The following is a 23,712-nucleotide window of genomic DNA, read 5'->3' on the forward strand; positions in this document are numbered from 1 at the left end:
GATGAACACATTTATAAAAGTAACCATCACTGCAGTGCTAGCTGTTATTACACTTGCCAGTTGTAGTAATAAGCAGTCTTTACAAGAATATTATGTAGATAATCAAGAGAATGGAGATTTCATTCTTGTAGATGTACCTACAAGCCTACTTGGTAAGAATGTAGAGGCATTAACAGAGGAGCAGCAAAAGGTTTTTAAGACCGTGCGTAAGATCAATCTTATGGCATATCAAACAAAATCTGGAGACACTGCAGCCATGCAGATAGAGCGTGATAAAGTAAAAGATATCCTCACCTCAGATGATTATGAAGAGCTTATGAAAGCTTCTGGCGATATGGGTCAAATGCGCCTTTATTTTAAAGGAGAAGAAGAGGCTATTGATGAAGTAATTTTCTTTGGTGCAGATGAGAATAAAGGCTTTGTCTTAGCTCGTCTATTGGGTAATGACATGAATATAGGAGATATGATGCGTATGGCAGAGTCGCTTAATAAGAGCGATATAGATGTATCTCAATTTGGTAGTATTATGGAAGTTTTTGAAAATCAGTAATGATCAAAAAATGTTGAACGCATGAGTCCTATTTGGCGATAGGCTTTCCATATATAAAGAGCATCCCTTGGGGTGCTCTTTTTTTGTTTGGAGCATATGGGTATTGTGTATTATGCATCTGGGTTTCCCGCTTTCTGTTGCAATTCCTTGCGCCGGCTGCGCCAGGCAGCTGTGGGATTTACACGACAATCGGGGCTAGCTTGTAGGGTATTGTGTGTCTCTACTATATTTAGCCAGATGATATTGGCTATTTTGATATTTGGATTTACTTTTTTGAGCTAAACACGTATCTTAGACAACCTTAACAACAATCCATGAAAAAATATCTAATTCTTACCGTTAGCCTGCTTGTCGCAAGCTCTGCGTTTGCACAATTTTTAGAAACAAAAAAAGACCTCGTTACAGAAAAGGGTTTTTTCACTCTTCACTATGATGAGAGCGAGGATAAAGTATATGTCGAAGTTGACAAGTTGGATGAAGAGTTTTTATACGTTCACTCCCTTCGTACAGGTTTAGGAAGTAATGATATCGGGATAGATAGAGGACAACTAGGAGGAACTGCTGTGGTAAAATTTCAAAAGGCAGGTAATAAATTATTATTAGTCCAACCTAATTTAAAGTATCGAGCAAATACTGATAACGCCTTAGAGCGTAGATCTATAGAGGAAGCATTTGCAAAGTCGGTGTTGTTTGGATTCTCTATTAAGGAAACAAAAGGAGGGAAGTACCTCATTGATTTTACACCATTTTTACTAGAAGATACTCATGGAGTGGCTGCTAGATTAAAGCGAAGCAAGGAAGGAACCTATAAACTTGATAAAACCAGAAGCGCGATGTATATGGAACGCACAAAAGCGTTTCCAGAAAACACAGAGTTTGAAGCGCTACTTACGTTTAAGGGAACTCCTACTGGCAGAAACATAAGAAGTGTAGCTCCAGATGCGAGTGCACTTACAGTGGTACAACATTACTCTTTTGTGAAATTACCAGATGACAATTATACGCCTAGACGTTTTGATCCAAGAGCTGGAAATATCTCAACAACATATCTAGATTATGCAACACCTATACAAGAGCCTATTGTAAAGCGTTATGCAAATCGTCATCGTTTAGAAAAGAAAGATCCTACGGCAGTAGTAAGTGAGGCGGTGGAACCTATCATATATTATCTAGATCCAGGTACTCCAGAACCTGTTCGTTCTGCACTATTAGAAGGTGCTAGCTGGTGGAATCAAGCCTATGAAGCTGCTGGTTTTAAGGATGCTTTTCAAGTAAAAATGTTACCAGAAAATGCAGATCCTATGGACGTGCGATATAACGTGATACAATGGGTTCATCGCAGTACAAGAGGATGGAGTTATGGAGCGAGTGTTACAGATCCACGCACGGGTGAGATTATCAAAGGTCACGTGAGTTTGGGTAGTCTGCGTATTCGTCAAGATTTCCTTATTGCTCAAGCGCTTATGAATAAACCTTTTGCCGAAAGAGATGATAATTATAAGCCTATGCTAGAAATGGCACTAGCTAGAATACGCCAGCTAAGCGCCCATGAGGTTGGTCACACGATTGGTTTTGCACATAACTTTGCTGCTAGCACAGAAAATAGAGCAAGTTTGATGGATTACCCACACCCTACGCTTACCTGGTCTGGTGACAAAGTAGATTTTTCTAATGCCTACGCCACAGGTATAGGAGCTTGGGATAAAGTAACGGTTAACTATAGTTACGGAGTGGCACCTCAGGGAACATCAGAAGAGTTTTTTCTTGATAATATACTTACTACCGCAGAAAAGGCAGGATTGCGATACATTACAGATAGCGATGCAAGAGCCCAAGGAGGAGCACATTATAAGGCACACTTATGGGATAATGGAACAGATGCTGCAGAGGAGTTAGAAAAAATGCTTGTTCTTAGAAAAGGTGCGATTTCAAACTTTTCTCTAGACAATATTCGTACAAACGAGCCATACTCGATGCTTGAAGATGTATTTGTCCCTTTATATTTCTATCATAGATATCAAACCGAAGGAGCAGTAAAGATGATAGGAGGTCTTGATTATAACTATGCAGTAAAAGGTGATAATAATCTTAAAGTAACAGAAACACTTGCCCCCAAAGAGCAGCAGAGAGCTTTAAAAAGTGTTTTAAAAACTCTTACTGCTAGTGAACTAGCAATTCCCAAAGATAAATTAGCTTTATTTCCACCTAGAGCGCAGGGATATTCTCGCTCTAGAGAAAGCTTTAAAAGTAATGATGGAGTAGCATTTGATGCACTAGGTGCAGCAGCAACAGCTAGTGATATGACTTTAAGCTTGCTATTACATCCAGAACGTGCAAACAGGTTAGTACAACAGAAGGCTTTAGATAATAAGCAAATGGGGTTAGATGGTATGCTAGATACTTTGGTTGAGACTACACTTTTTTCAAAAGAATCAGATAGTTACCGCAAGGAGGTACAGCAAACTATAAATTACAATGTACTAAAGCACTTAATGAACCTTGCAAATCATACAAAGGCAATACCTCAAACTAAGGCTTTTGCAAAAGCACAGTTAAAAGAGATAATGTCAAAACTAGGTTCAAATTCTCCTGATGCTAATGCAGTATTTATGGTCGATGAAATTAAAGACTTTTTAAAATCACCAGAGAAGTTCAAAGTTATTCCTTCGCCTAAGATTCCTGATGGATCACCGATAGGGTGTTTTGAGTAACATTTTCGCGAAAGCGTATACATTTATAAAACAATCATAATGGAGATTAACCAATGGTCTCTATAATTAATACCTATATTTTTTGATGAAAATAGATTTACGTTCTGATACAATTACAAAGCCTACGCCTGAAATGCTTGATTATATGATGCGCGCAGAAGTGGGTGACGATGTTTATAAAGAAGATCCTACGGTAAATGAGCTCGAACAGCGCATTGCTGAGATGTTTGGGATGGATAGTGCACTTTATTTTCCTACGGGAAGTATGACTAATCAAGCTGCAATAAAAATTCATACACAACCTGGTGAACAACTCATTGCAGATAAGTATGCTCATGTTTACAATTATGAAGGTGGAGGAGTATCTTTTAATAGTGGCGTGTCGTGTAAGCTTATAGATGGTAATCGTGGTTTAATAACTGCAGCACAAGTCGAGGAGTCCATAAATCCACCAGATTTTTATCATAGTCCGCTCACAACCTTGGTATGTCTAGAAAACACTACAAATAAAGGAGGAGGCGCTTGTTATGATCTAGATGAGATTGTGAAAATAAAAGAGGTTTGTGATACACATGGATTAGGGTTACACCTAGATGGTGCACGTTTATGGAATGCGCTTGTTGCTACGGGACAAACGGCTAGCTCTTATGGCGAACTGTTTGATACTATTTCTGTGTGCTTATCAAAGGGGCTAGGAGCACCTATGGGTTCTGTTTTAGTGGGGAAGCAACAATTTATGGACAAAGCGATGCGCGTGCGCAAGGTTTTAGGCGGAGGTATGAGGCAAGTGGGCTTTATGGCAGCTGCGGGATTATATGGGCTAGATCATCATATTGATAGAATGAATGATGATCATGTTAAAGCAAAAGAACTTGCAATGTTATTAGAATCACTCTCCTATGTTAAATCTGTTGAGAAAACAGAGACCAATATTTTAATTTTTAATCTAAAAGAAACGACCGATGAAGCTACTTTTGTTAGTTATCTTTTGATAATGATGTAATTATAAGTGACATGGGGCAGGGTAAGTTGAGGATTGTAACTCATTATGACTACAGTAATGCGTCTCACAAGCTTGTTTTAGACGTTTTGAAGAAATTTGAGAGTATCTAGTTTTAGAGGATTTATGCATTAATATCATAACAATTGCTAAGTTTCAATTTATTTATGTATTTCATCGATAAAAGATGTGATTTCGTCAGAAATAAAAATTCTTAAAAAAAAGTTAACGCATTTGTTAGGGAAAGCTCTTATTTTTGTACTTTGAAATTGAAATTCACAACAATTACTTTTAAAATCAACATTATGAAGAAAATTTTATTTTTATGTGCCTTTGTAGGTTTTGCATTTGCAAATGTGCAAGCACAAGATTTACCAACAAACCCAGAGCCAGGAAAGTGTTACGTACGTTGTACTACTCCTGATATCTATGAGACTCAAAGTGTACAAATCCAGAAGACTCCTGCTTACAAGGTTCTTAAGGTAGTTCCTGCTCAATACGATACAGTAACTGAGCGTGTTATGGTGAAAGAAGCTTCTAAGCGTCTTCGAGTAATTCCAGCAACTTACAAAACTGAGACAGTAACTTACGTGAAAAGTACTTCAGGTTCTTCTTTAAGAATTGTTCCTGCAACTTTCTCTAACGATACTGAAACTATTGAAGTAAAATCTGCATATGCGCAGTGGGAATTAGGTGCTCCAGCTCCTGATTGTGCTTCTTCTAACCCTGACGATTGTCGTTACTGGTGTTACAAAGGATACCCAGCAGAATATACTACGGTATCTAAACGTACTTTAGCTTCTGACGCTGCTGTTCAATCTACTCCAGGAGGTTCTGCAAATGGAACTTATACTGTAAGAGTAATTGATCAACCAGCACGTGTAGTTGATGAAGAAATCCCAGCTGAATTTGCAACTATTACTAAAACTGTAATGGTTAAAGATGCAACTACAACTGAAGATGTTGTTGCTGCTACTTTCTCTACTGTTTCTAAAGAAGTTCTTAAGCAAAAAGGTGGTCTTACTACTTGGAGAGAAGTTGAGTGTGCTCTTGTTGAGTACCAGGCACTTCCTATCAACTGGAATACTAACTCTGCTACATTAACCCCTGCTGCTAAAAGCATCATTGACACACGTCTTATGCCATTATTAGCTCAAAACCCAGGTGTAAAATTAGAGATTGCTTCACATACTGATTCTAGAGGAGCTTCTGCTTCTAACCAAGATCTTTCTGAGCGTCGTGCACAATCTGTTGCAAACTACCTTATTTCTAAAGGAGTAAACAACAGCTTACTTGTTGCAAACGGTTTCGGAGAAAACAAACTTAAGAATCGTTGTGCAGATGGTGTTTCTTGTACTGAGCGTCAGCATGCTGACAACCGTCGTACTGAATTCCGTCTTATCAATAACTAAGACTCTATAAAACATTAGCTAACCAGCCCAATGTTAAAGCGCCTTCGAAAGAAGGCGCTTTTTTTTGTTTATCATTTTTCTTTTGCAGCATTTCTATTAAGTTTACAGTTATGAATGATTACTACCTCAATTCTTTATTAATAGCGCTATTGTTTGTAATGCCGTTTAGTGCTCAGGCACAATTTTTTCAATCAACACAACAGAATGTATTTGTACCATTACAAAATTCTCAATCATCCGTAGGAGACTACGATAGGGATGGGGATATGGATATTGTAGTTATGGGAATTGATAACTCAGCTGGAAGTCAATATCGAATTATATTATATAATAATGATGGTCAAGGGATTTTTCAAGAAAGTGAAATTATATTTACTGAGCAGTTTACTAATGGAGATATAACATTTGTTAATATAGATAGAGATGATGATCTTGATATATTTATAACAGGTTTATCAAATAATGGAGAAGCTAAGACATTATTTTTCGTTAATGACGGAGCTACTTTTATCCAAGATGATTATTTATTTAATAATACAATAACTAACGGACAATTTGCTTGGGGTGATCTCAATAATGATAAATATGCAGATCTATTATTATTAGGAGAGGTGGATGCATTATATGAAGAAGCTTATTTATTCAAGGGTTCACGAGACGGCACCTTTGAAAGTATTACACATGATTTTTTACCATCATTACAGGGGGTTACAGCTTTTGCAGATTTTGATCGTGATGGAGACCTCGATGTAGCTACGTCTGGAGCGTCACTTGGTGCAGCAAACTATCCATTATATGTCTACGAAAATTTAGGTGATTTTAACTTTCAAATCGCAGCGCAACTTGAAGGCTTCTCTAACGGCTCAATGAAATTAAGGGATATTAACGAAGATGGTTTTGTAGATATCATTAAGACAGGGTCCCTTAATAATGATAGTGAATCAGGTTCTAAGGTCTATTTAAATAATACCAACTTTGATTTTTTATTAGCAGAGAACATTAATCTTCAGGGAGTAGGAGATGAGTCCAACTTGTTAGTAGCAGATTTCACAGGAAATGGTAGTTTAGATTTGTTAAATATAGGTAGAGTTCCTCCATTTACACAGGTTTTATTTTATAATGAATTATTAGAAAATGATGGCGACTTTACATTTGTTGAAAACACTAATACGGGATTACCATTAACATCTTATAATGATATGGAAGTTGCAGATTTTGACTTAGATGGTGATTTAGACCTATTTGTAGTTAATTCTCAAGAAAGTGACATTTACCTTAATACACAGGCAACTCCGAACGAGATGCCCAGTTCGCCACCGGTTTTAGAAAGTGCTGTAGCTGGAAGTACAGTGTTATTATCATGGGAAGCTGGAACAGCTACCAAAACAGCCGTTGATAACTTAAGCTATAATCTTTATATAGGCACTGAGCCCAATACAAGTAATATACTAAGTCCTAATGCAAATATTGAAACGGGTTTAAGATATATTGTAGAATTAGGAAATAATCAGTATAGCACAAGTTATAATCTAGCTGATTTTGAGATAGGAACTTATTATTGGTCTGTGCAGACTATTGATAATCAGTATGTAGGTTCATCATTTTCACAAGAACAATCATTTGAGATTAAAACCCTAGGTTTAAACGACGATACAACATCGCTAGTTATGGTCGCAAATGATTATGATAATAGTCAATGGAAAGTAAACGCTTCATCACATATTGAGATAATCTCGCTGTATACTTTGAGTGGACAAGCCATAAATCAATACAGACCTAACGCCATTGATTTTACAATAGACTATTCAGAATTATCTAGTGGTATTTATATCTTAAGCTTGAAAACTGAAAACGGTTCTCAAGCTTTTAAGGTAATAAAGAATTAATTTACTTAAACATATCCATACCAGGTATGTTAGGCATACCTTCTTTGGCAACTGCTGCCATTTCTGTATCGTGGATGTTTTGTGCTTTCTCTAGCGCTTTATTAAGCGTTAAGATTAAATAATCTTCTAGTTGCTCTTTATCTTCAAGTAGACTATCATCAAGACTGATTTCCTTTAATCGCCCGCTTGCAGTTACTGTAAGTTTTAATAAATTATCTGATGACGACTCATCTACAAGTACTGTTTTAAGACGTTCTTTTGTTTCTTCTGCTTTTACTTTTGCTTCCTGGAGTTTGCCCATTAAGCCCATCATATCTCCAAACATAGTTTTGTGTTTTGTATTAAGAAGACAAAGTTATTAAATGATTATGAAGCTATTTACAAGAACGGAAAATAGTTAAGCCTGTGCGTTGTATTTTTGTGAGCATTTTATAAAATAAATTACTTTGACAAAGCACATATTACCTCCAGTAGCCAAAAAGATTTCAGTACAATTAGAGAAGCATGGAGATATCCGTACTGATGACTATTTCTGGATGAAAGAGCGCGATGCTCCTGAGGTTCTTGATTATTTAAATCAAGAGAATGAATATTATCATAAACTTACAGCGAATACAAAGGACTTTCAGAAATCACTTTTTGAAGAAATGAAAGCGCGTATTAAGGAAGATGATTCCTCGGTGCCTTATAAGCATAATGGTTTCTGGTACTATCGTCGTTTTGAGACTGGAAAAGACTATCCACTATATTGTAGAAAAGAAGCCACCTTAGATAGTGAAGAAATTATAGTTTTTGACAATAATAAAATGGCAGAAGGTTATTCTTATTTTAGTCAAGCTAGTTATGCCGTATCTGAGGATAATATGATTGCTGCTTTTGGGATTGACACGGTAAGTAGAAGGCAATATACAATCAGATTTAAAAATCTTAAGACTGGAGAAATTTATCCAGCTGAAATCAAAAACACTACTGGTGGCGCCGTTTGGTCTAACGATAATAAAACAGTTTATTACACTCGAAAAGACGAAGAAACCCTACGATCTAATCAAATATTTAAGCACACCCTAGGAACAGATCCAAGCCAAGACGAACTTGTTTATCAAGAAAATGACGAGACATTCTATACTTATGTTTTTAAGTCGAAGTCTAAGGATTACATCATGATAGGTTCTGATAGTACGATGACGAGCGAATTTCGTTTTGCATCTGCGGCAAAGGGTACTACAGATTTTAAGGTTTTTCAAGAACGTACAAGAGGGCTGGAGTATGCAGTATCTCATTATGACGATTCTTTTTATATACAGACTAATAAAGATAAAGCGACCAACTTTAAACTCATGAAAACGCCAGTATCTGCTACTGGAATGGAAAATTGGGTTGACATAATCCCTCATCGAGATGATACCTTGCTAGAAGATGTAGAGATTTTTAAGGATTTTCTTGTGGTAAGTGAGCGTAGCAATGGGTTGAATAAAATACACATCAAGCGATGGGATAATTCAGAAAGCTATTATTTGCCTTTTGATAATGAAACATACGACGCTTATCCTACCACAAATATCGATTTTGATACTCAGATTTTACGATATGCTTATAATGCGCTTAATACACCTGCGTCTGTTATAGATTTTGATATGGTCACTCAAGAAAAAGTGGTCCTTAAAGAGCAAGAGGTATTAGGCGGAAACTTTGATAAAGATAATTATAACATGGAGCGCATCTGGGCAACTGCTCAAGATGGAGTTAAGGTTCCAGTATCTATAATCTACCACAAAGACACACAACTAGATGGTACAGCTCCTTTGTTACAGTATGCCTATGGAAGTTACGGTAGTACTACAGATCCTTCTTTCTCAACAATAAGATTATCTCTTTTAGATCGTGGTTTTATATATGCAATCGCACACGTGAGAGGAGGTGAGTATTTAGGCAGAAAGTGGTATGAGGATGGAAAGTTGCTCAAGAAAAGAAATACGTTTACAGATTTTATTGATGTTTCAAAACATTTGATAAGTAACTCTTACACTTCGGCGAGTCATTTATATGCTTACGGAGGTTCGGCAGGAGGATTATTGATGGGTGCAATTGTTAATATGGCACCAGAGCTTTACAATGGTATTATTGCGGCCGTACCTTTTGTAGATGTAGTAACAACGATGCTTGACGATACTATTCCGCTTACCACAGGTGAGTATGATGAGTGGGGAAATCCTAATGAAAAGGAGTCCTATGAGTATATGAAGAGCTACAGTCCTTATGATAACGCTTTCGCGAAAGCGTACCCAAACATATTTGTTACCACGGGATACCATGATAGTCAAGTACAGTACTGGGAACCTGCAAAATGGGTGGCAAAGTTGCGAGAAATGAACCAAGCAGATACAAAAATCATGTTTCATTGTAATATGGATGCAGGTCATGGTGGTGCTTCTGGACGTTTTGAAGCATTAAAAGAAATCGCCGAAGATTATGCCTTTTTACTTGACTTAGAGTCTATTACTCAGTAAGTGGGTAAAACGCTGTTTATAACAGTATGATATTGAACTAGTGTAGAGGAAACACGTTCCATATTTTTATGTTACTTTTGCTCTGTTTTGCACGTCTCATTTTTGAGATTGTGTAGCGCTTTAACCAAGATATATGAATAAGGATTTAAACGTGTATGATAACGTGTTACAACTAGTAGGTAACACACCACTCATCAAGTTAAATAAAATTACAGAAGGCTTTGAAGGTCAGTTTTACGCAAAGGTAGAGGCTTTTAACCCGGGACACTCATCAAAAGATCGTATCGCTCTTCATATTATAGAAGAGGCAGAACGTACAGGAGTTCTTAAACCTGGTGATACTATTATTGAAACTACATCTGGAAACACAGGGTTTAGTATCGCAATGGTAAGTATTATTAAAGGATATGAATGTATCCTTGCAGTGAGCTCAAAATCATCACCAGATAAGATTGATGCTTTAAAAGCGATGGGAGCAAAGGTGTATGTATGTCCTGCAAATGTAAAGGCAGACGACCCGAGATCTTATTATAGTGTGGCAAAGCGTTTACATGAAGAAAATAAGGGCTCTGTTTATATCAACCAATATTTTAATGAGTTGAATATAGACGCTCACTTTAATACTACAGGACCAGAAATCTGGAATCAAACAGAAGGTAACATTACACACTTAATTGCTTGTAGTGGAACTGGAGGTACCATATCTGGTACTGCACGTTTTTTAAAGCAACAAAATCCAGCAATAAAAATTATAGGTATAGATGCTTATGGATCTGTGATTCAAAAGTATCATCAAACCCGTGAGTTTGACGCAGCAGAAATTTATCCGTACCGTATTGAAGGACTAGGAAAAAACTTAATACCCTCTGCAACAGACTTTGATTCAATAGATAAATTTGAAAAAGTAAGTGATCAAGAGAGTGCTCACAGTGCGAGAGAGATTGCTACTACAGAAGGTCTATTTGTAGGATATACAAGTGGTGCTGCTATTCAAGGAGTAAAACAACTTGCAGCTCAAGGAGAGTTTGACGAGAATAGCAAGGTGGTAGTTATTTTTCCAGATCATGGAAGTCGCTATATGAGTAAAGTGTTTTCTGATAAGTGGATGAATGATCAAGGTTTTTTTGATAGTCAAAATGAAGAGACTGTAGCAACTATAGAATACATCAAATAAACGTTTAAAATATTACGTATATTTAAGCTCCTACCTATGTAGGAGCTTTTTGATTTTGGGCATCATATTACAATTATTTTTGTATTTGTTCAAAATATCAAAAATGTGTACTTTTGCACCTGTTTTCAAAACAAGTTTATGAGAGATTTATTTGATAAAATTTACAAGGATAAGGGGCCATTAGGTAAATGGGCTTCAGTGGCAGAGGGATACTTTGTTTTTCCTAAACTAGAAGGACCTATTTCTAACCGAATGAAGTTCCAAGGAAAGGAAGTAATTACATGGAGTGTAAATGATTATTTAGGTCTTGCAAATCGTCCAGAAATACGTGAGGTAGATGCGCAAGCAGCAGCAGATTATGGTGCGGCTTACCCTATGGGAGCTCGTATGATGTCTGGTCATACTTCATTACATGAACAATTACAAAATGAGTGTGCGGAGTTTGTACAAAAAGAAGCTGCATATCTTTTAAACTTTGGATACCAAGGTATCATGTCTACTATTGACGCATTAGTTGGTAAAGATGATATTATCGTATATGACGTAGATACTCATGCTTGTATTATAGATGGTGTTCGTTTGCATATGGGTAAACGTTTTACCTACAAGCATAACGATATGGCAAGTATCGAAAAAAATCTTGAGCGTGCTACTAAGATGGCAGAGCAAACAGGAGGAGGAATCCTCGTGATTTCTGAAGGTGTTTTTGGAATGCGTGGAGAACAAGGGAAGCTTAAAGAAATAGTAGCCCTTAAGAAAAAATTTAACTTCCGTTTACTTGTTGACGATGCACATGGTTTTGGAACTTTAGGAGCAACGGGAGCTGGAGCTGGAGAAGAGCAAGGAGTACAAGATGACATTGATGTGTATTTTGCAACATTTGCAAAGTCTATGGCATCAACAGGAGCTTTTATTGCTGGAGATCAAGAAATCATTGATTACTTAAAATATAACCTAAGATCACAAATGTTTGCAAAGTCATTGCAAATGCAACTTGTGGTAGGAGCGCTCAAACGTCTTGATATGTTACGCACAATGCCAGAACTTCGTGAGAAGTTATGGGAGAATGTAAACGCACTTCAAGGAGGATTAAAAGAAAGAGGTTTTGATATAGGGACTACACAATCATGTGTAACTCCTGTATATCTTAAAGGAAGTGTACCAGAAGCAATGGCACTTGTAAAAGATCTTCGTGAGAATCACGGTGTATTTTGTTCTATTGTGGTGTATCCAGTGATTCCTAAAGGACTTATTTTACTTAGAATGATACCTACAGCTTCACACACTCTTACAGATGTAGAAGAGACTTTAAATGCTTTTGAAGCAATTCGTGAGCGATTAGATAATGGAACTTATAAAAGACTTTCTGCTAAAGTAGCAGAAGCTTTTGGAGCATAAAACTCCACTATATATTTAAAAAATAAGCCGTTACTTTTAAAAGTAACGGCTTATTTTTTTTTACACTATTTAAAATCTATACTTGACTATCATTAGAAGAAGCCATTTGTAGTTGATTATCAAATTGCAGTGTTCTAATAGGGAACGGAATATTTACATCATTTGCGTCAAAAGCTTTCTTTATCGCTAGCATTCCTTGGTGCTTGGCAGTTAGTTTTTCTTTTCCATTTACACAATCTACCCAGTATCTACATATAAAGTCAATTGAACTTCCTCCAAAGGAAGTGTAGAAAAATTCTACCTCCTCCTTGTCACCTTCTTGAGGAAATTTACTTGAGATGGTATCCTTAGTTAGTTTTTCTACCATTTCCAAGTCAGATTCATAACCTACACCACATTCTATTATAATGCGCATACGCTCTGTAACCGAATAATTTTTCATCGGGTTGTCAGTAATCGTTTTGTTTGGTATCACAACAATATTATTATCTGGCTCCCTTATGCTAAAGTTATTGAGCTTAATATCTTCTATAAAACCTACATATCCACTAGTTTCTACCCAGTCTCCTATATTTACCCTTTTTCTAAATGATAAAATAATACCTGCGATCCCATTTGCAAGAGCTCCTTGAAGTGCAAGACCTATTACAAGTCCAGAAACTCCTGCTCCAGCAATTAGCGTATTCAGTGTTTTATCTAGATTTAATACACCTAATGCGAGAAATATACCTACGAGTACTACAAATACAGCGAGGGCTCTACCTATGAGTTTTGTGATAGATTGTTGTGGGACGTATCGTTTTACTATTTTCTGCGAGTACTTATTTACAAATCTCGATACGAAATAAGCAATTAATAGCACTAGGAGAGCGACTCCTAAGTTTGGTAAGTTCCTTATGAAAGCTTCTACCCATCCCCAGAGTTTTTCTGAGAGATTATTTAATGATTCAGTAATCTTATCCATGTCTTTTTTTTGGTTGGATTTCAATTTACCTCTGCTTGCTATGGTGAACAAGGGCTTTAACCATCATTAACGCATGGAATAAGATATTTTGAGTAAATATTAAGAAGTTATATGAGAATGTTACGCTTTCGCGAAAGCGTGAAAAAAACAATAATTCTCCGCCTAATGATTCTCTGAAACTCTAGCCGAAAGAATCCCATCGCCTATTATCTCCTGAATGTTTTCCTTGTCCTCTGTTGTGATTTCAGGATTTGCAACATCAATATTTACCATAGGAAATGCTATGTTATAGTACATAGCAAAATGATCTGACCCAAAATAAGCTAGTCGCTTCATGTTTGTTACATGAAGATCTTTTGAGTAAAATAAATGGTCAAGAGGGAATCTGAGTAACCAATAATTTGCATGAAAGGAAGGGTAGAGACCACGGCCTACGCGTGGATCTAGATACCCAGTGATTTTACTAAAAAGTCTAGAAGTCTTAGACCATACCACATCATTGAGATCACCGCAAACTACGGTTGCATCTTTGGATTCTCTACATTGCTTACCTACAAGCATCAACTCTGCATCACGTTCTTTTGAAGTCTCGTTTTCTGATGGACTAGGAGGAGCAGGATGTATTGCTATAAGATTAAAAGGCTGCTCTGCATACGTTATCTCGCAGTGTATGGATGGGATATCCTTTTCTACAAGATATTTTATCTCTGATGATTGAAACGGAATTTTTGAATATACATGCATTCCATAAAAATTATCTAGTGTAGCTTTTACGGTGTGAGTATACTCTGGAAAAGCTTGAGATATTTCGTTGTCCCACTTTTCGTCAGACTCCATGGTGATAAATATGTGAGGATTGCTCTCCTTTATGATTGTTATAAATTTATCGTAGTTCGTGTTGGTCTGTAATACATTTGCGGTCACAAGAGTGAGCTGTTTTTTGTGGAACTCTGCCTGAGGTTTACGTCTATGATAGAAAGGTGTGTAGGGTCTTATAAGCCATAATTGAAATAAAAGAACCGCTATCATTACAGCTATAAAAATAATATGTGTGACAGTGAAGACCTCCCAAGATATAAATGCAACTCCCAATAATAGTAGCTGAATAACTACTGTTTGAATTCTCACAAAATCAAAAAAGCGTATACTCCAGTGCGTAGCCGGAAGCAAGGGCAGTAGTGGCCCTATGATGAATATTGAGAAGAGTAGTAGTAGTATCATTATAGTAAATGTAAAAAAGCATCGCGATAGGAGCGATGCTTTTTTAGAATAGTTTGTGATTTAAAACGCTATATTTCTCCTAATAGCTCTTTCATTTTTGCTCCTAGTGCAGGACCTCTTAGGTCTTTTGCTATAATAACTCCATTTTCATCTAGTAAAAATGTCGCAGGGATTGCTCTTACTCCATAACTTCTAGGGATAGGATCTTGCCAAAATTGTAGGTTTGAGACATGGTACCAGTCCATTTTATCTTTTTCTATAGCTTGTAGCCATCTTTCTTTTTGATCTGGTCTATCAAGGGATACACTTATGATGTTAAGACCTTTATCATGATATTGATTATACACATTTACAACATTAGGATTTTCCATGCGACAAGGGCGACACCATGAAGCCCAAAAGTCAATGATGGTGTACTTGCCTAAAGTTTCAGAAAGGGAAAGTTCTTTACCTTCTGGAGTTTTTGCGCTAAACTCTGGAGCTTTATTTCCAATACTAGCAAGACCGCTAGCGATACGTTGTGACTTGAGCTGTGCTATATAGTTCTCTACACTTTCTCCCACAGTGGAGTTTTGAATATCTTCAGAAAGACTATTGTAATATGCTTCTGACTCTTCAATCTTTAAAACTTTCTCATTTATTAAGTCAGATAGTGCAATTACCGAGACCATTTTATCTGTATTATCCTCTACGACTGCTTTTTTATCAGTAATAAATTGCGCATCCATCGTTGCTATTTGGTCGCGTATCATGTTTACCTTAATTCCATCTGTTTCTCTTTGTGCCTTTTGCATCTCTTGAATAAGTTGTTGCCTTTTCTTATTGCTCTGCATTGCAGTCTTACGATAATTATTAAACAACTCATTTTCTATACTACCTGTGACTAAAGAGCTAGATAAGCTATCTTTGTAAAGTGTTAAGGTAAGTGGCTGCACATCTTTTACTAGTAAAAGTTGGCTAGTAGCTGTTGCTTCACTTAATATTAATAATCCAGTACCCTGGGTTATGGCCTTTGTAAATGCAAATGCACCAGCATTTACAACGGCAGTATCTAAAGGAATACGTCTATTGTTAGGACCTAATTCCTCTAAGATAAGTGAAGTGCCATCAGCCATACCAGCTGCTGTACCTTTTATAGGAGTACTATTATTATCTCCGCAGGAGTATAAAGAGAATAAAATTACAAGAATTAGTAATTGTTTCATGAGATCATATTTTTATAGTAACAAAAATAAGGTTTACAATTATTAATATAGAGAAGTAGAGGAGTTTTGAAGACCCAATTTATGAAAACCGGAGTACATTTTAAAGATCAAGAGTTTCCACTAGAATTAAATTTTAGTGTAGGGAAGTTAATGAGTCATTATAAAAACAATCTTACCTCTAATAATTTAAGATTGAAAAGGCGTGCTACAGAAGTAATGGAAATTATTTCTACCTATCCAGAATTAGAATCAGGAATAAATAAGCTGGATACCCTAGAAAATTATAGTGATCAGATAGATGAACTTTTAAGTGATCTATTTCCAGATGCACTGCAACAGAACGAAATAAAAATTGCGTCTATGCCTTTTCAAGAGGCTGTGCTACAATCTACCCAGAGATACGACAATATACTTCTCAATGCTGGAGATAATTTTATTCCAGAAATTAAGAATTTTAATGAAGACCACTATTACCTTATGGGCTGCAGTATTATTCTTATGCAGTACTATGGATTTAAAATAGACTTTAGACGTCCTTTTTACTATGAAATTCCTGACGGTCTTAAAATGACACGTTTTTATAGAATGCTCTATAATGGAGATTATATAGACATAGAACGCAAGGAAGGAACCCCTCAAATAACAGAGGACGAGGTAAACATACTATTAGATAACTTTGATAATATAGAAATGTGGAAAGAAAAGTTTCCTCCACATAGCTATGTTTTTAAAGGGTTTGTAATAGCAAATTTATATGATGCCACAACAGAAGTAGCGATATCTGACTTCAAATCTGGCTTGCTACGTTATGAGGAAGAAGACATCAACTTTACAGACGATTTTCATAGAATTTTTCAAGCAATTTTTGATCTTCCAGAACTTCAAATTGGTTTTTCAAATTACAATCAAGAAGATGAGGCTTTTGAACTTGTTCCTTTTAAAGATATAAGCAGTTACCTTTTATATGGTGACACAGAGGCCTCTTGTAACACCATACTTTGTAAGGGCTCTTATGATGCAGTTTTTAATACAGGCGATTATTTTGCTGTATCAGATATTGCAAAGCAGCATAAAAAGGATAAAGGCATAAAGATGTATCAAAATCTATATGACCAGGGCATAAAAAGTGTTATTCTAGCTCCTATTCGTCATAAAGGTGTGTTACTTGGTATCTTAGAACTTGCCTCTCCTAATAAAGGAGCGCTTAATAGCATAAACGCAAATAAGCTTGCAGATGTAATGCCTTATCTTATTGATGCCGTTTTACGTAACAAAGAGCAGCAAGAAAATGAGATAGATCTTATCATTCAAAACGAATGTACTTCTATTCATAAAAGTGTGTACTGGAAGTTTGAAAAGGAAGCTAAACGTTATTTAAGACTGCAAATAGAAGGCGATAGCAATGTGCAGTATAGGGATGTAGTGTTTAAAGATATTTATCCATTATTTGGACAGATTGATATAAAGGGCTCATCTGAGTCTCGTAATGCTGCTACCCAAAAAGATATTCTACTGCAGTTACATAATGCTATTGCAATACTAGAAGCGGCTAAGACTAATGAAAGTCTACCTATTTATGAACAGCTTATATTTAATCTAAATGTATTTTTAGATAAGACAAAAGAAAAGTTAGAAGTAGATAGCGAACGCAAGATTTTAAATTTCTTGAGTGAGAATATTAGACCATTATTCACCCATTTACTTAAGAAAAGTGACGAGCTTAATGAATTAATTACAGCATATAGAAGTCAGATAGAAGATAGTCTTGGCCTTGTGTATCGCCATCGTAAATTTTATGATGAATCTGTAATGTTATTAAATAAGCGTCTAGCATCAGTATTGCAGCGCAAACAAAAAGAGGCACAGATGATGTACCCTCACTTTTTTGAACTCTTTAAAACAGATGGAGTAGAGCATAATATGTATATAGGTGAGTCTATAACCAAGCATAATAGCTTTAATAAGATTTATCTCTATAACTTACGTTTATGGCAACTTCAAGTAATGTGTGAGATGGAAAATGAGCATTTCTCGCTTGCGCAAAAAATGGATCACCCACTTGAGGTAGCTTCTATGATTCTAGTCTTTAATACTTCCTTATCTGTACGATACCGTATGGATGAGAAGAGATTTGATGTAGATGGAACCTATAATGCTCGTTACGAAGTAGTAAAGAAACGTGTAGATAAGGCCTTTATTAAAGGGACAACAGAGCGTATTACACAACCTGGCAAAATCACTATTGTTTATTCACAAGAAGCAGATGAGCAAGAGTACCTTAGATACATTAACTTCTTACAGTTAAAAAATCACCTTGGTACCGAAGTAGAAATTCTAGAGCTAGAAGATTTACAAGCCGTTACTGGTCTTAAGGCTATACGAGTAAACATACTATACAAAAAAGTGATAGGTAAGAAGACAAAAGAGTTTTACACCTATGAAGATCTCATTGAAGAAATAAAAAATTAGTATTGCATAAAAAAAACGGGTTGTGTAAAGAACCCGTTTTGATGTTATAAAAGTGTTGACATCACATTAGTGAGGCCTTCTACATCCTCCATGACTTCTACCGCTTTATCTCTGTATGCAAAGAACACCGCAAATGTGAGTACGGATATAATGATGCCCACCATAAATATATTGTAGGTAATTCTTAATAGCTTGTATTTTCTATCGAGTACAACTCCGAGAAAGTATAAATCTTTAGTAAGGGCAGAATATATGTATTCTTTATCTTGAAGCATTTCTCCTATAGCCCATTCATAATCTTCAAGTTTCATTTTATGAAAATTGCCAAAAAATAATAGGTTTACTTTTTTAAGCTTTACATCCTCTCTATCAAACTCTCCCCTCGTGACATTAGGTCGCGTAGCAATGATTGACATAATCATTGATATCATGGCAAAAAGAACAAATACTGCTGTAGGGTAAATAAGGTGAGCATTACTAGGAGACTCTAGTTTAGGAATCAGGTTTGCAAGAGCAAGGGAAATCACAATGGCATTTACAGATAGAAGGATGTTTGCCTTAGTATCTGCAATGTCACTTAACTTAATGTGATTACGCAGCGCAATACGATACATAGATTGTATTCCTTTTTCTGGGCTTGCATCTTTGAGCTGTACTTTTAGTTTCTCCTTTTTGCGTGCCTTTTTAGCCTTTTTTCTTGCTTTGGTAAGGTCGTTTAGGTTGTTATCTTTTTTCGGTTTCCAGTTTTCTTGAGCATAATGCGTATAATATCGATGTTTTATAGTGAACATCTCAATATTTGCTTTATTCCATTCTTCTGTAGTAAACTCCTTTATGCCTTTAATTTTCAATTCTTGACGCAAGTATTCACTAGCCTCAGGAAAATAATCCTTAGCAAAATGTGAGGCATCTGCATCTCTTAAAACTTGTTCAAGGTACGTTTGAGGTTCTACACGCATGTCTGTGGCAAGAATCACTTTTTTAACCTCTTCTATAATAGAAGTCTCAACGCCTTGTTCTTTTAAAAAAGTTTCAGCCATTTCGGCGCTACGCGCTTCGTGATCTTTTGTACCATCTACATATCCTATGTCATGTAGTAGTGCGCTAAGCTGTAAAATTAGCTTTTCTTCATCTTTAAGACTTTCTTCACTATTATCAATTATTTCTTGGGTACTTTTAAGTACTCGTTTGGTATGGACATAGTTATGATATATACATGTCTTAGGTAGTTCATTATCAAATAGTTCAGAAATAAATCTATCTGTCTTTTCTAGTAGTTCAGTCATAGTTACTATAAGCCTGTTAGACCTCTAATGTACATTAAAAACAAGGACATGAACAAATATTACCGTTTTCTTAACTTCTCAGTAGCAATTTTGCTCAGTAGTTGTGCGACTTATTCTCCCAAATATGCAGAGAAATCAAGTGAGCCTTCTCGTTTTGATAATAGTTCGCTTTCGCGAAAGCGTATACATAAAACCTTCTATCTTATAGGAGATGCAGGAGGAGATAAAGATGGTGGTAGTACTTATGCTCTAGATGCTTTCAAAAAGGTAATAGACACTGCACAAACAGAAAACGATTATGCAATCTTTTTAGGTGATAACATTTATGATGCTGGACTTCCATCAAAAAACAACCCAGAAAGAGCCGAAGCTGAGCGCAGGTTAGACATACAAGTAGCAGCAGTCGAAAATTTTAAGGGTAAAACTATTTTTATTCCTGGAAATCATGACTGGTACGCAGATGGTGTAGAAGGTGTAAAGCGTCAAGAGAAATATATAGAGGATGCGCTAGATGATAAGGAAGCATTTCAACCAGAAAATGGATGTCCTATTGAAATGAAAAGCATAAGCGACTCTGTAGAATTGATGATCATTGACACACAGTGGTATCTAGAAGACTGGGACAAACATCCTACAATTAATGATAATTGTGATATTAGAAATAGAACCGATTTATTTTTAGAAATAGAAAATGAGTTCAAAAAGAATAACGAAAAGACAATTCTTGTAGCGATGCACCACCCTATGTACACAAATGGGATACATGGTGGTAAATATGGTATAAGAAAGCAGTTGTATCCTTCTCAAAGTAATCTACCGCTTCCAGTACTTGCGTCTCTTGTTACTCAAGTAAGATCACAGGGAGGAGTATCAATCCAAGATCGTTATAACAAGCAGTATAATGAGTTAATGCAACGCATATCTGTACTTGCGAGAGATACAGACAAAGTAATTTTTGCATCAGGACATGAGCATAGTATCCAGTATATAGAGCATGATGGTATAAAGCAGATTGTGAGTGGAGCAGGAGCAAAGAACAGTGCCGCGGCTTTAGGAGACGACGGTTTGTTTTCTTACGGAGGTCAGGGATTTGCTATTTTAGACATATATGAAGATGAGTCTTCATCTGTAAGATTTTATGCAGCAAATCAAGGAGAACCTACGTTACTATACACAAAAGAAGTTTTTGCACCTCGCAAGGAAGTAAACTTAGATTCGTTACCAGAAATATATCCAGAGACTGTTATGGCTACGGTATATGCACAGAATAATACAGATGTGTCTGATGTACATGAGTCATTATGGGGAGATCATTACAGAGCGGTTTATGGAACACCCGTAACTGCTAAGGTTGCAACACTTGATACACTCATGGGCGAATTTACAGTGGATCGTAAAGGTGGAGGTCACCAGACGAGATCATTAAGACTTAAGGATAAAGACGGGAGAGCTTATAATTTAAGAGCAGTGAGAAAAAGCGCCGTGCAGTTCTTGCAAAGTGTTGCCTTTAAGGAGGTTTTTGTTCAAGAAGAATTCAGAGATACATTTACAGAGGATTTGATTTTAGACTTCTATACATCTGCACATCCATATGCTTCCCTTGCGGTGGCAGAGCTGTCTGATGCTGTGGGTATTTATCATACAAACCCAAGCTTAATTTATGTTCCAAAACATGAGGCACTAGGCAAGTACAATGCAGATTACGGGAATGAACTATATATTATAGAAGAACGCCCAGACGAAGATTTTCTAGATGTACCATCTTTTGGAAACCCTGATAGTATTGACAGTACAGATGATCTTTATGAAAACCTACGTAAGGATGAGAAGTATCAAGTAGATGAAAACTCTTATTTACGAGCACGTATTTTTGATATGCTTATAGGTGACTGGGATCGCCATGCAGACCAGTGGAGGTGGGCGCGTTTTGATAGTGATGGAAAGAAAATATACAAGCCTATTCCAAGAGATAGAGATCAGGTTTTTTCAAAATTTGATGGTGCTATTTTAGGTTTACTCAAAACATTAATTCCAGCGTCTAGACAGTTTCAAAATTATGATGGAGACCTTGAAAACGTAAAGTGGATAAACGAGGCAGGTATAAAAATGGATAGAGCGCTCACAAAGAATTCTGTAAAGAGAGATTGGATTGCACAAGCTCAATACATTCAAGATAACCTTAGTGATGAAGACATCGCGAGAGCATTTACAAAACTACCTCTCGAAGTACAAGACGTAGGTGTAGATGAGATTAAGAAAAGCCTTAAAGAACGTAGAGGTAACATTGTTGACATCGCAGGTGAGTATTATGATTATCTAGCGTCGCTAGTGGTACTTACGGGAACAGATAAGGATGATCATTTTGAAATAACTCGTAACGATAAGGAGACTAGAGTGCAAATCTCAAGAATTAAAGATGGAGAAGTTCAAACTCCTTTTGTAGATCGTGTTATAAACTCTGATGAGACTGGTGAGATATGGATTTACGGACTTGATGATGATGATAGTTTTAAAGTAAGCGGAGAAGGTAAGTCGCCTATAAGAATGAAAATTGTAGGAGGGCAAAACAACGATATTTATGAGATAAAAGATGGACGTCGTCTTAAAGTATATGAACATAAGACGCTTCCTAATACAATTAAAGAAAAAGGGGGAGCAAGTTTTAAAATGTCAAATATCTATTCATTTAACACCTATGATCCTTTAAAGAAAAAGAGTTATGCAAATAACATTTTACCAGCCATAGGTTTTAATCCTGATGACGGTTTTTTAATAGGAATAAATGACGTCTTTACAACTAATGGATTTAAAGATGATCCATTTAGTAGTAAGCACACGGTAAATGGAACTTACTCTTTTGCTACGGAGTCACTCAACTTGAAGTATGAAGGAAGTTTTGCAAACGCCTTTGGACAATGGAATTTAATAGTAGGAGGGAAGTTTACAAACGAAGCTTTCTCTCGTAACTTCTTTGGTTTTGGTAACGAAACTGTAAACAACGATGATGATTTAGGGCTTGACTTTAATAGAGTTCGTAATGGAGAAATAGGCGCACATATAGGGGTAGAGAGTGATAATACCTTTGGGAGTAGATTACGATTTGTATTTAATTATGAGCGTATTGAAATAGAACCTACAGGTGGCCGAGTGATAGATGACGCTAGTTTATTTTCACCAGACCGCAGTAATTTCTTTGGAGGACAATCTTTTATAGGCGTAGAAGGAGCTTACACTTATGTAAGTGCAGATAACCAAGCTAACCCTACGAGAGGGATGGATTTTGCAACTATAATTGGAGCAAAGCGCAACATAAGCGATGGCAGTAGAATGTATGCTTATGTAAATCCTAAACTAGGTTTCTACAATGCACTATCTAAAAACAGAAAATTAGTTCTCAAAACACTTGTACAAGCTCAAGTGCGTATAGGTGACGATTATGAATTTTATCAAGCTGCATCATTAGGTGCAAATTCTGGTTTGAGAGGATATAGATTTAATAGATTTACCGGAGAATCAGCACTCGCTGGTTCGGCAGATTTGAGGTATAGTTTTAATAGATTTTCTACAGGTTTAATTCCTATCCAAATAGGTGTTTTTGGTGGAGGAGATGTAGGTCGTGTATGGCTTGATGCAGAAGATAGCGAGAAGTGGCACAATGACTTTGGTGGAGGTTTCTGGTTAAATATGATAGATACCGTATCTGGACAAATAGGTGCTTTTTCTGGTGAAGATGGCGTGAGAATTGATTTTAGATTTGGTGTAAGATTGTAATAATCTTTAATAGCAAGACTCTAAGATCTCGCTATAATGCATAAAAAAAGCTCCCTATTTGGGAGCTTTTTTTATGCGTAATATTTTTCAACCTGTAGGTTGTGCAAGATTAAGATTTAACTTTTTACTAGTGGGTGAATTTTTTATTCACGCTTTCG

Annotated in this window: 14 protein-coding genes and 1 pseudogene; 10 read left to right on the forward strand and 5 right to left on the reverse strand. The window is 36.3% G+C overall.

Features of this window, described 5'->3' with window-relative positions; translation table 11 throughout:
- Nucleotide 1 precedes the first annotated feature (1 nt).
- The 5 genes and pseudogenes from DCS32_RS12600 to DCS32_RS12620 all read left to right on the forward strand — a co-directional run bounded on the left by DCS32_RS12600 (nt 2) and on the right by DCS32_RS12620 (nt 7,559).
- On the forward strand, nt 2-550 hold the full coding sequence (locus DCS32_RS12600) for a DUF4252 domain-containing protein (protein WP_108879293.1): 549 nt from the start codon (nt 2-4) through the stop codon (nt 548-550).
- 314 nt (nt 551-864) lie between these two features.
- Entirely contained in the window at nt 865-3,261 is a 2,397-nt protein-coding gene (locus tag DCS32_RS12605) for a zinc-dependent metalloprotease (RefSeq protein ID WP_108878594.1), read from the forward strand.
- A gap of 85 nt (nt 3,262-3,346) precedes the next feature.
- Nucleotides 3,347-4,374 (forward strand): annotated as a pseudogene (locus DCS32_RS12610) (threonine aldolase family protein).
- A gap of 192 nt (nt 4,375-4,566) precedes the next feature.
- Nucleotides 4,567-5,673: an OmpA family protein gene (locus DCS32_RS12615; protein WP_108878595.1), complete on the forward strand. Its 1,107-nt coding sequence runs from the start codon at nt 4,567-4,569 to the stop codon at nt 5,671-5,673.
- A 110-nt stretch (nt 5,674-5,783) separates the two neighbouring features.
- Nucleotides 5,784-7,559, forward strand: coding sequence for a T9SS type A sorting domain-containing protein (locus tag DCS32_RS12620; RefSeq protein WP_108878596.1), 1,776 nt, complete (start codon nt 5,784-5,786; stop codon nt 7,557-7,559).
- A gap of 1 nt (nt 7,560) precedes the next feature.
- On the opposite strand, the gene DCS32_RS12625 is transcribed toward DCS32_RS12620, so the two are convergent.
- Nucleotides 7,561-7,884 (reverse strand): YbaB/EbfC family nucleoid-associated protein, encoded by a 324-nt coding sequence (locus DCS32_RS12625; protein ID WP_108878597.1) that lies wholly within the window; start codon nt 7,882-7,884, stop codon nt 7,561-7,563.
- Between the two features lie 121 nt (nt 7,885-8,005).
- On the opposite strand from DCS32_RS12625, the gene DCS32_RS12630 reads away from it, so the two are divergent.
- The 3 genes from DCS32_RS12630 to DCS32_RS12640 all read left to right on the forward strand — a co-directional run bounded on the left by DCS32_RS12630 (nt 8,006) and on the right by DCS32_RS12640 (nt 12,638).
- Nucleotides 8,006-10,066 (forward strand): S9 family peptidase, encoded by a 2,061-nt coding sequence (locus DCS32_RS12630; RefSeq protein WP_108878598.1) that lies wholly within the window; start codon nt 8,006-8,008, stop codon nt 10,064-10,066.
- A gap of 133 nt (nt 10,067-10,199) precedes the next feature.
- Nucleotides 10,200-11,240, forward strand: a complete 1,041-nt coding sequence (locus DCS32_RS12635) for a PLP-dependent cysteine synthase family protein (RefSeq protein WP_108878599.1) — start codon at nt 10,200-10,202, stop codon at nt 11,238-11,240.
- A 138-nt stretch (nt 11,241-11,378) separates the two neighbouring features.
- Nucleotides 11,379-12,638, forward strand: coding sequence for an aminotransferase class I/II-fold pyridoxal phosphate-dependent enzyme (locus DCS32_RS12640; RefSeq protein ID WP_108878600.1), 1,260 nt, complete (start codon nt 11,379-11,381; stop codon nt 12,636-12,638).
- Nucleotides 12,639-12,714: 76 nt separating this feature from the next.
- On the opposite strand, the gene DCS32_RS12645 is transcribed toward DCS32_RS12640, so the two are convergent.
- The 3 genes from DCS32_RS12645 to DCS32_RS12655 all read right to left on the reverse strand — a co-directional run bounded on the left by DCS32_RS12645 (nt 12,715) and on the right by DCS32_RS12655 (nt 16,028).
- Nucleotides 12,715-13,602 (reverse strand): mechanosensitive ion channel family protein, encoded by an 888-nt coding sequence (locus tag DCS32_RS12645; protein WP_108878601.1) that lies wholly within the window; start codon nt 13,600-13,602, stop codon nt 12,715-12,717.
- 162 nt (nt 13,603-13,764) lie between these two features.
- Nucleotides 13,765-14,823 carry an endonuclease/exonuclease/phosphatase family protein gene (locus tag DCS32_RS12650; RefSeq protein ID WP_108878602.1) on the reverse strand — a complete coding sequence of 353 codons (1,059 nt, stop codon included), beginning with the start codon at nt 14,821-14,823 and terminating at the stop codon, nt 13,765-13,767.
- 68 nt (nt 14,824-14,891) lie between these two features.
- Nucleotides 14,892-16,028: a TlpA disulfide reductase family protein gene (locus DCS32_RS12655; protein WP_108878603.1), complete on the reverse strand. Its 1,137-nt coding sequence runs from the start codon at nt 16,026-16,028 to the stop codon at nt 14,892-14,894.
- A gap of 81 nt (nt 16,029-16,109) precedes the next feature.
- Between DCS32_RS12655 and DCS32_RS12660 the strand changes: the two genes are divergently transcribed.
- Nucleotides 16,110-18,497: a GAF domain-containing protein gene (locus DCS32_RS12660; protein ID WP_108878604.1), complete on the forward strand. Its 2,388-nt coding sequence runs from the start codon at nt 16,110-16,112 to the stop codon at nt 18,495-18,497.
- A gap of 44 nt (nt 18,498-18,541) precedes the next feature.
- On the opposite strand, the gene DCS32_RS12665 is transcribed toward DCS32_RS12660, so the two are convergent.
- Nucleotides 18,542-19,783, reverse strand: coding sequence for a Pycsar system effector family protein (locus DCS32_RS12665; RefSeq protein WP_108878605.1), 1,242 nt, complete (start codon nt 19,781-19,783; stop codon nt 18,542-18,544).
- 48 nt (nt 19,784-19,831) lie between these two features.
- On the opposite strand from DCS32_RS12665, the gene DCS32_RS12670 reads away from it, so the two are divergent.
- Complete coding sequence (locus tag DCS32_RS12670) at nt 19,832-23,554, forward strand: metallophosphoesterase (protein ID WP_108878606.1); 3,723 nt, start codon at nt 19,832-19,834, stop codon at nt 23,552-23,554.
- The last annotated feature ends 158 nt before the right edge of the window (nt 23,555-23,712 follow it).

The sequence above is a fragment of the Dokdonia sp. Dokd-P16 genome (assembly GCF_003095655.1).
In the GTDB taxonomy this organism is placed as follows: Bacteria; Bacteroidota; Bacteroidia; order Flavobacteriales; family Flavobacteriaceae; genus Dokdonia.

What these genes read in the sequence shown, in the direction of transcription:
- DCS32_RS12600 (WP_108879293.1), top strand. Translation starts at nt 2, where the DNA reads ATGAACACATTTATAAAAGTAACCATCACTGCAGTGCTAGCTGTTATT.
- DCS32_RS12605 (WP_108878594.1), top strand. Translation starts at nt 865, where the DNA reads ATGAAAAAATATCTAATTCTTACCGTTAGCCTGCTTGTCGCAAGCTCT.
- DCS32_RS12615 (WP_108878595.1), top strand. Translation starts at nt 4,567, where the DNA reads ATGAAGAAAATTTTATTTTTATGTGCCTTTGTAGGTTTTGCATTTGCA.
- DCS32_RS12620 (WP_108878596.1), top strand. Translation starts at nt 5,784, where the DNA reads ATGAATGATTACTACCTCAATTCTTTATTAATAGCGCTATTGTTTGTA.
- DCS32_RS12625 (WP_108878597.1), bottom strand. Translation starts at nt 7,884, where the DNA reads ATGTTTGGAGATATGATGGGCTTAATGGGCAAACTCCAGGAAGCAAAA.
- DCS32_RS12635 (WP_108878599.1), top strand. Translation starts at nt 10,200, where the DNA reads ATGAATAAGGATTTAAACGTGTATGATAACGTGTTACAACTAGTAGGT.
- DCS32_RS12640 (WP_108878600.1), top strand. Translation starts at nt 11,379, where the DNA reads ATGAGAGATTTATTTGATAAAATTTACAAGGATAAGGGGCCATTAGGT.
- DCS32_RS12645 (WP_108878601.1), bottom strand. Translation starts at nt 13,602, where the DNA reads ATGGATAAGATTACTGAATCATTAAATAATCTCTCAGAAAAACTCTGG.
- DCS32_RS12650 (WP_108878602.1), bottom strand. Translation starts at nt 14,823, where the DNA reads ATGATACTACTACTACTCTTCTCAATATTCATCATAGGGCCACTACTG.
- DCS32_RS12655 (WP_108878603.1), bottom strand. Translation starts at nt 16,028, where the DNA reads ATGAAACAATTACTAATTCTTGTAATTTTATTCTCTTTATACTCCTGC.
- DCS32_RS12660 (WP_108878604.1), top strand. Translation starts at nt 16,110, where the DNA reads ATGAAAACCGGAGTACATTTTAAAGATCAAGAGTTTCCACTAGAATTA.
- DCS32_RS12665 (WP_108878605.1), bottom strand. Translation starts at nt 19,783, where the DNA reads ATGACTGAACTACTAGAAAAGACAGATAGATTTATTTCTGAACTATTT.
- DCS32_RS12670 (WP_108878606.1), top strand. Translation starts at nt 19,832, where the DNA reads ATGAACAAATATTACCGTTTTCTTAACTTCTCAGTAGCAATTTTGCTC.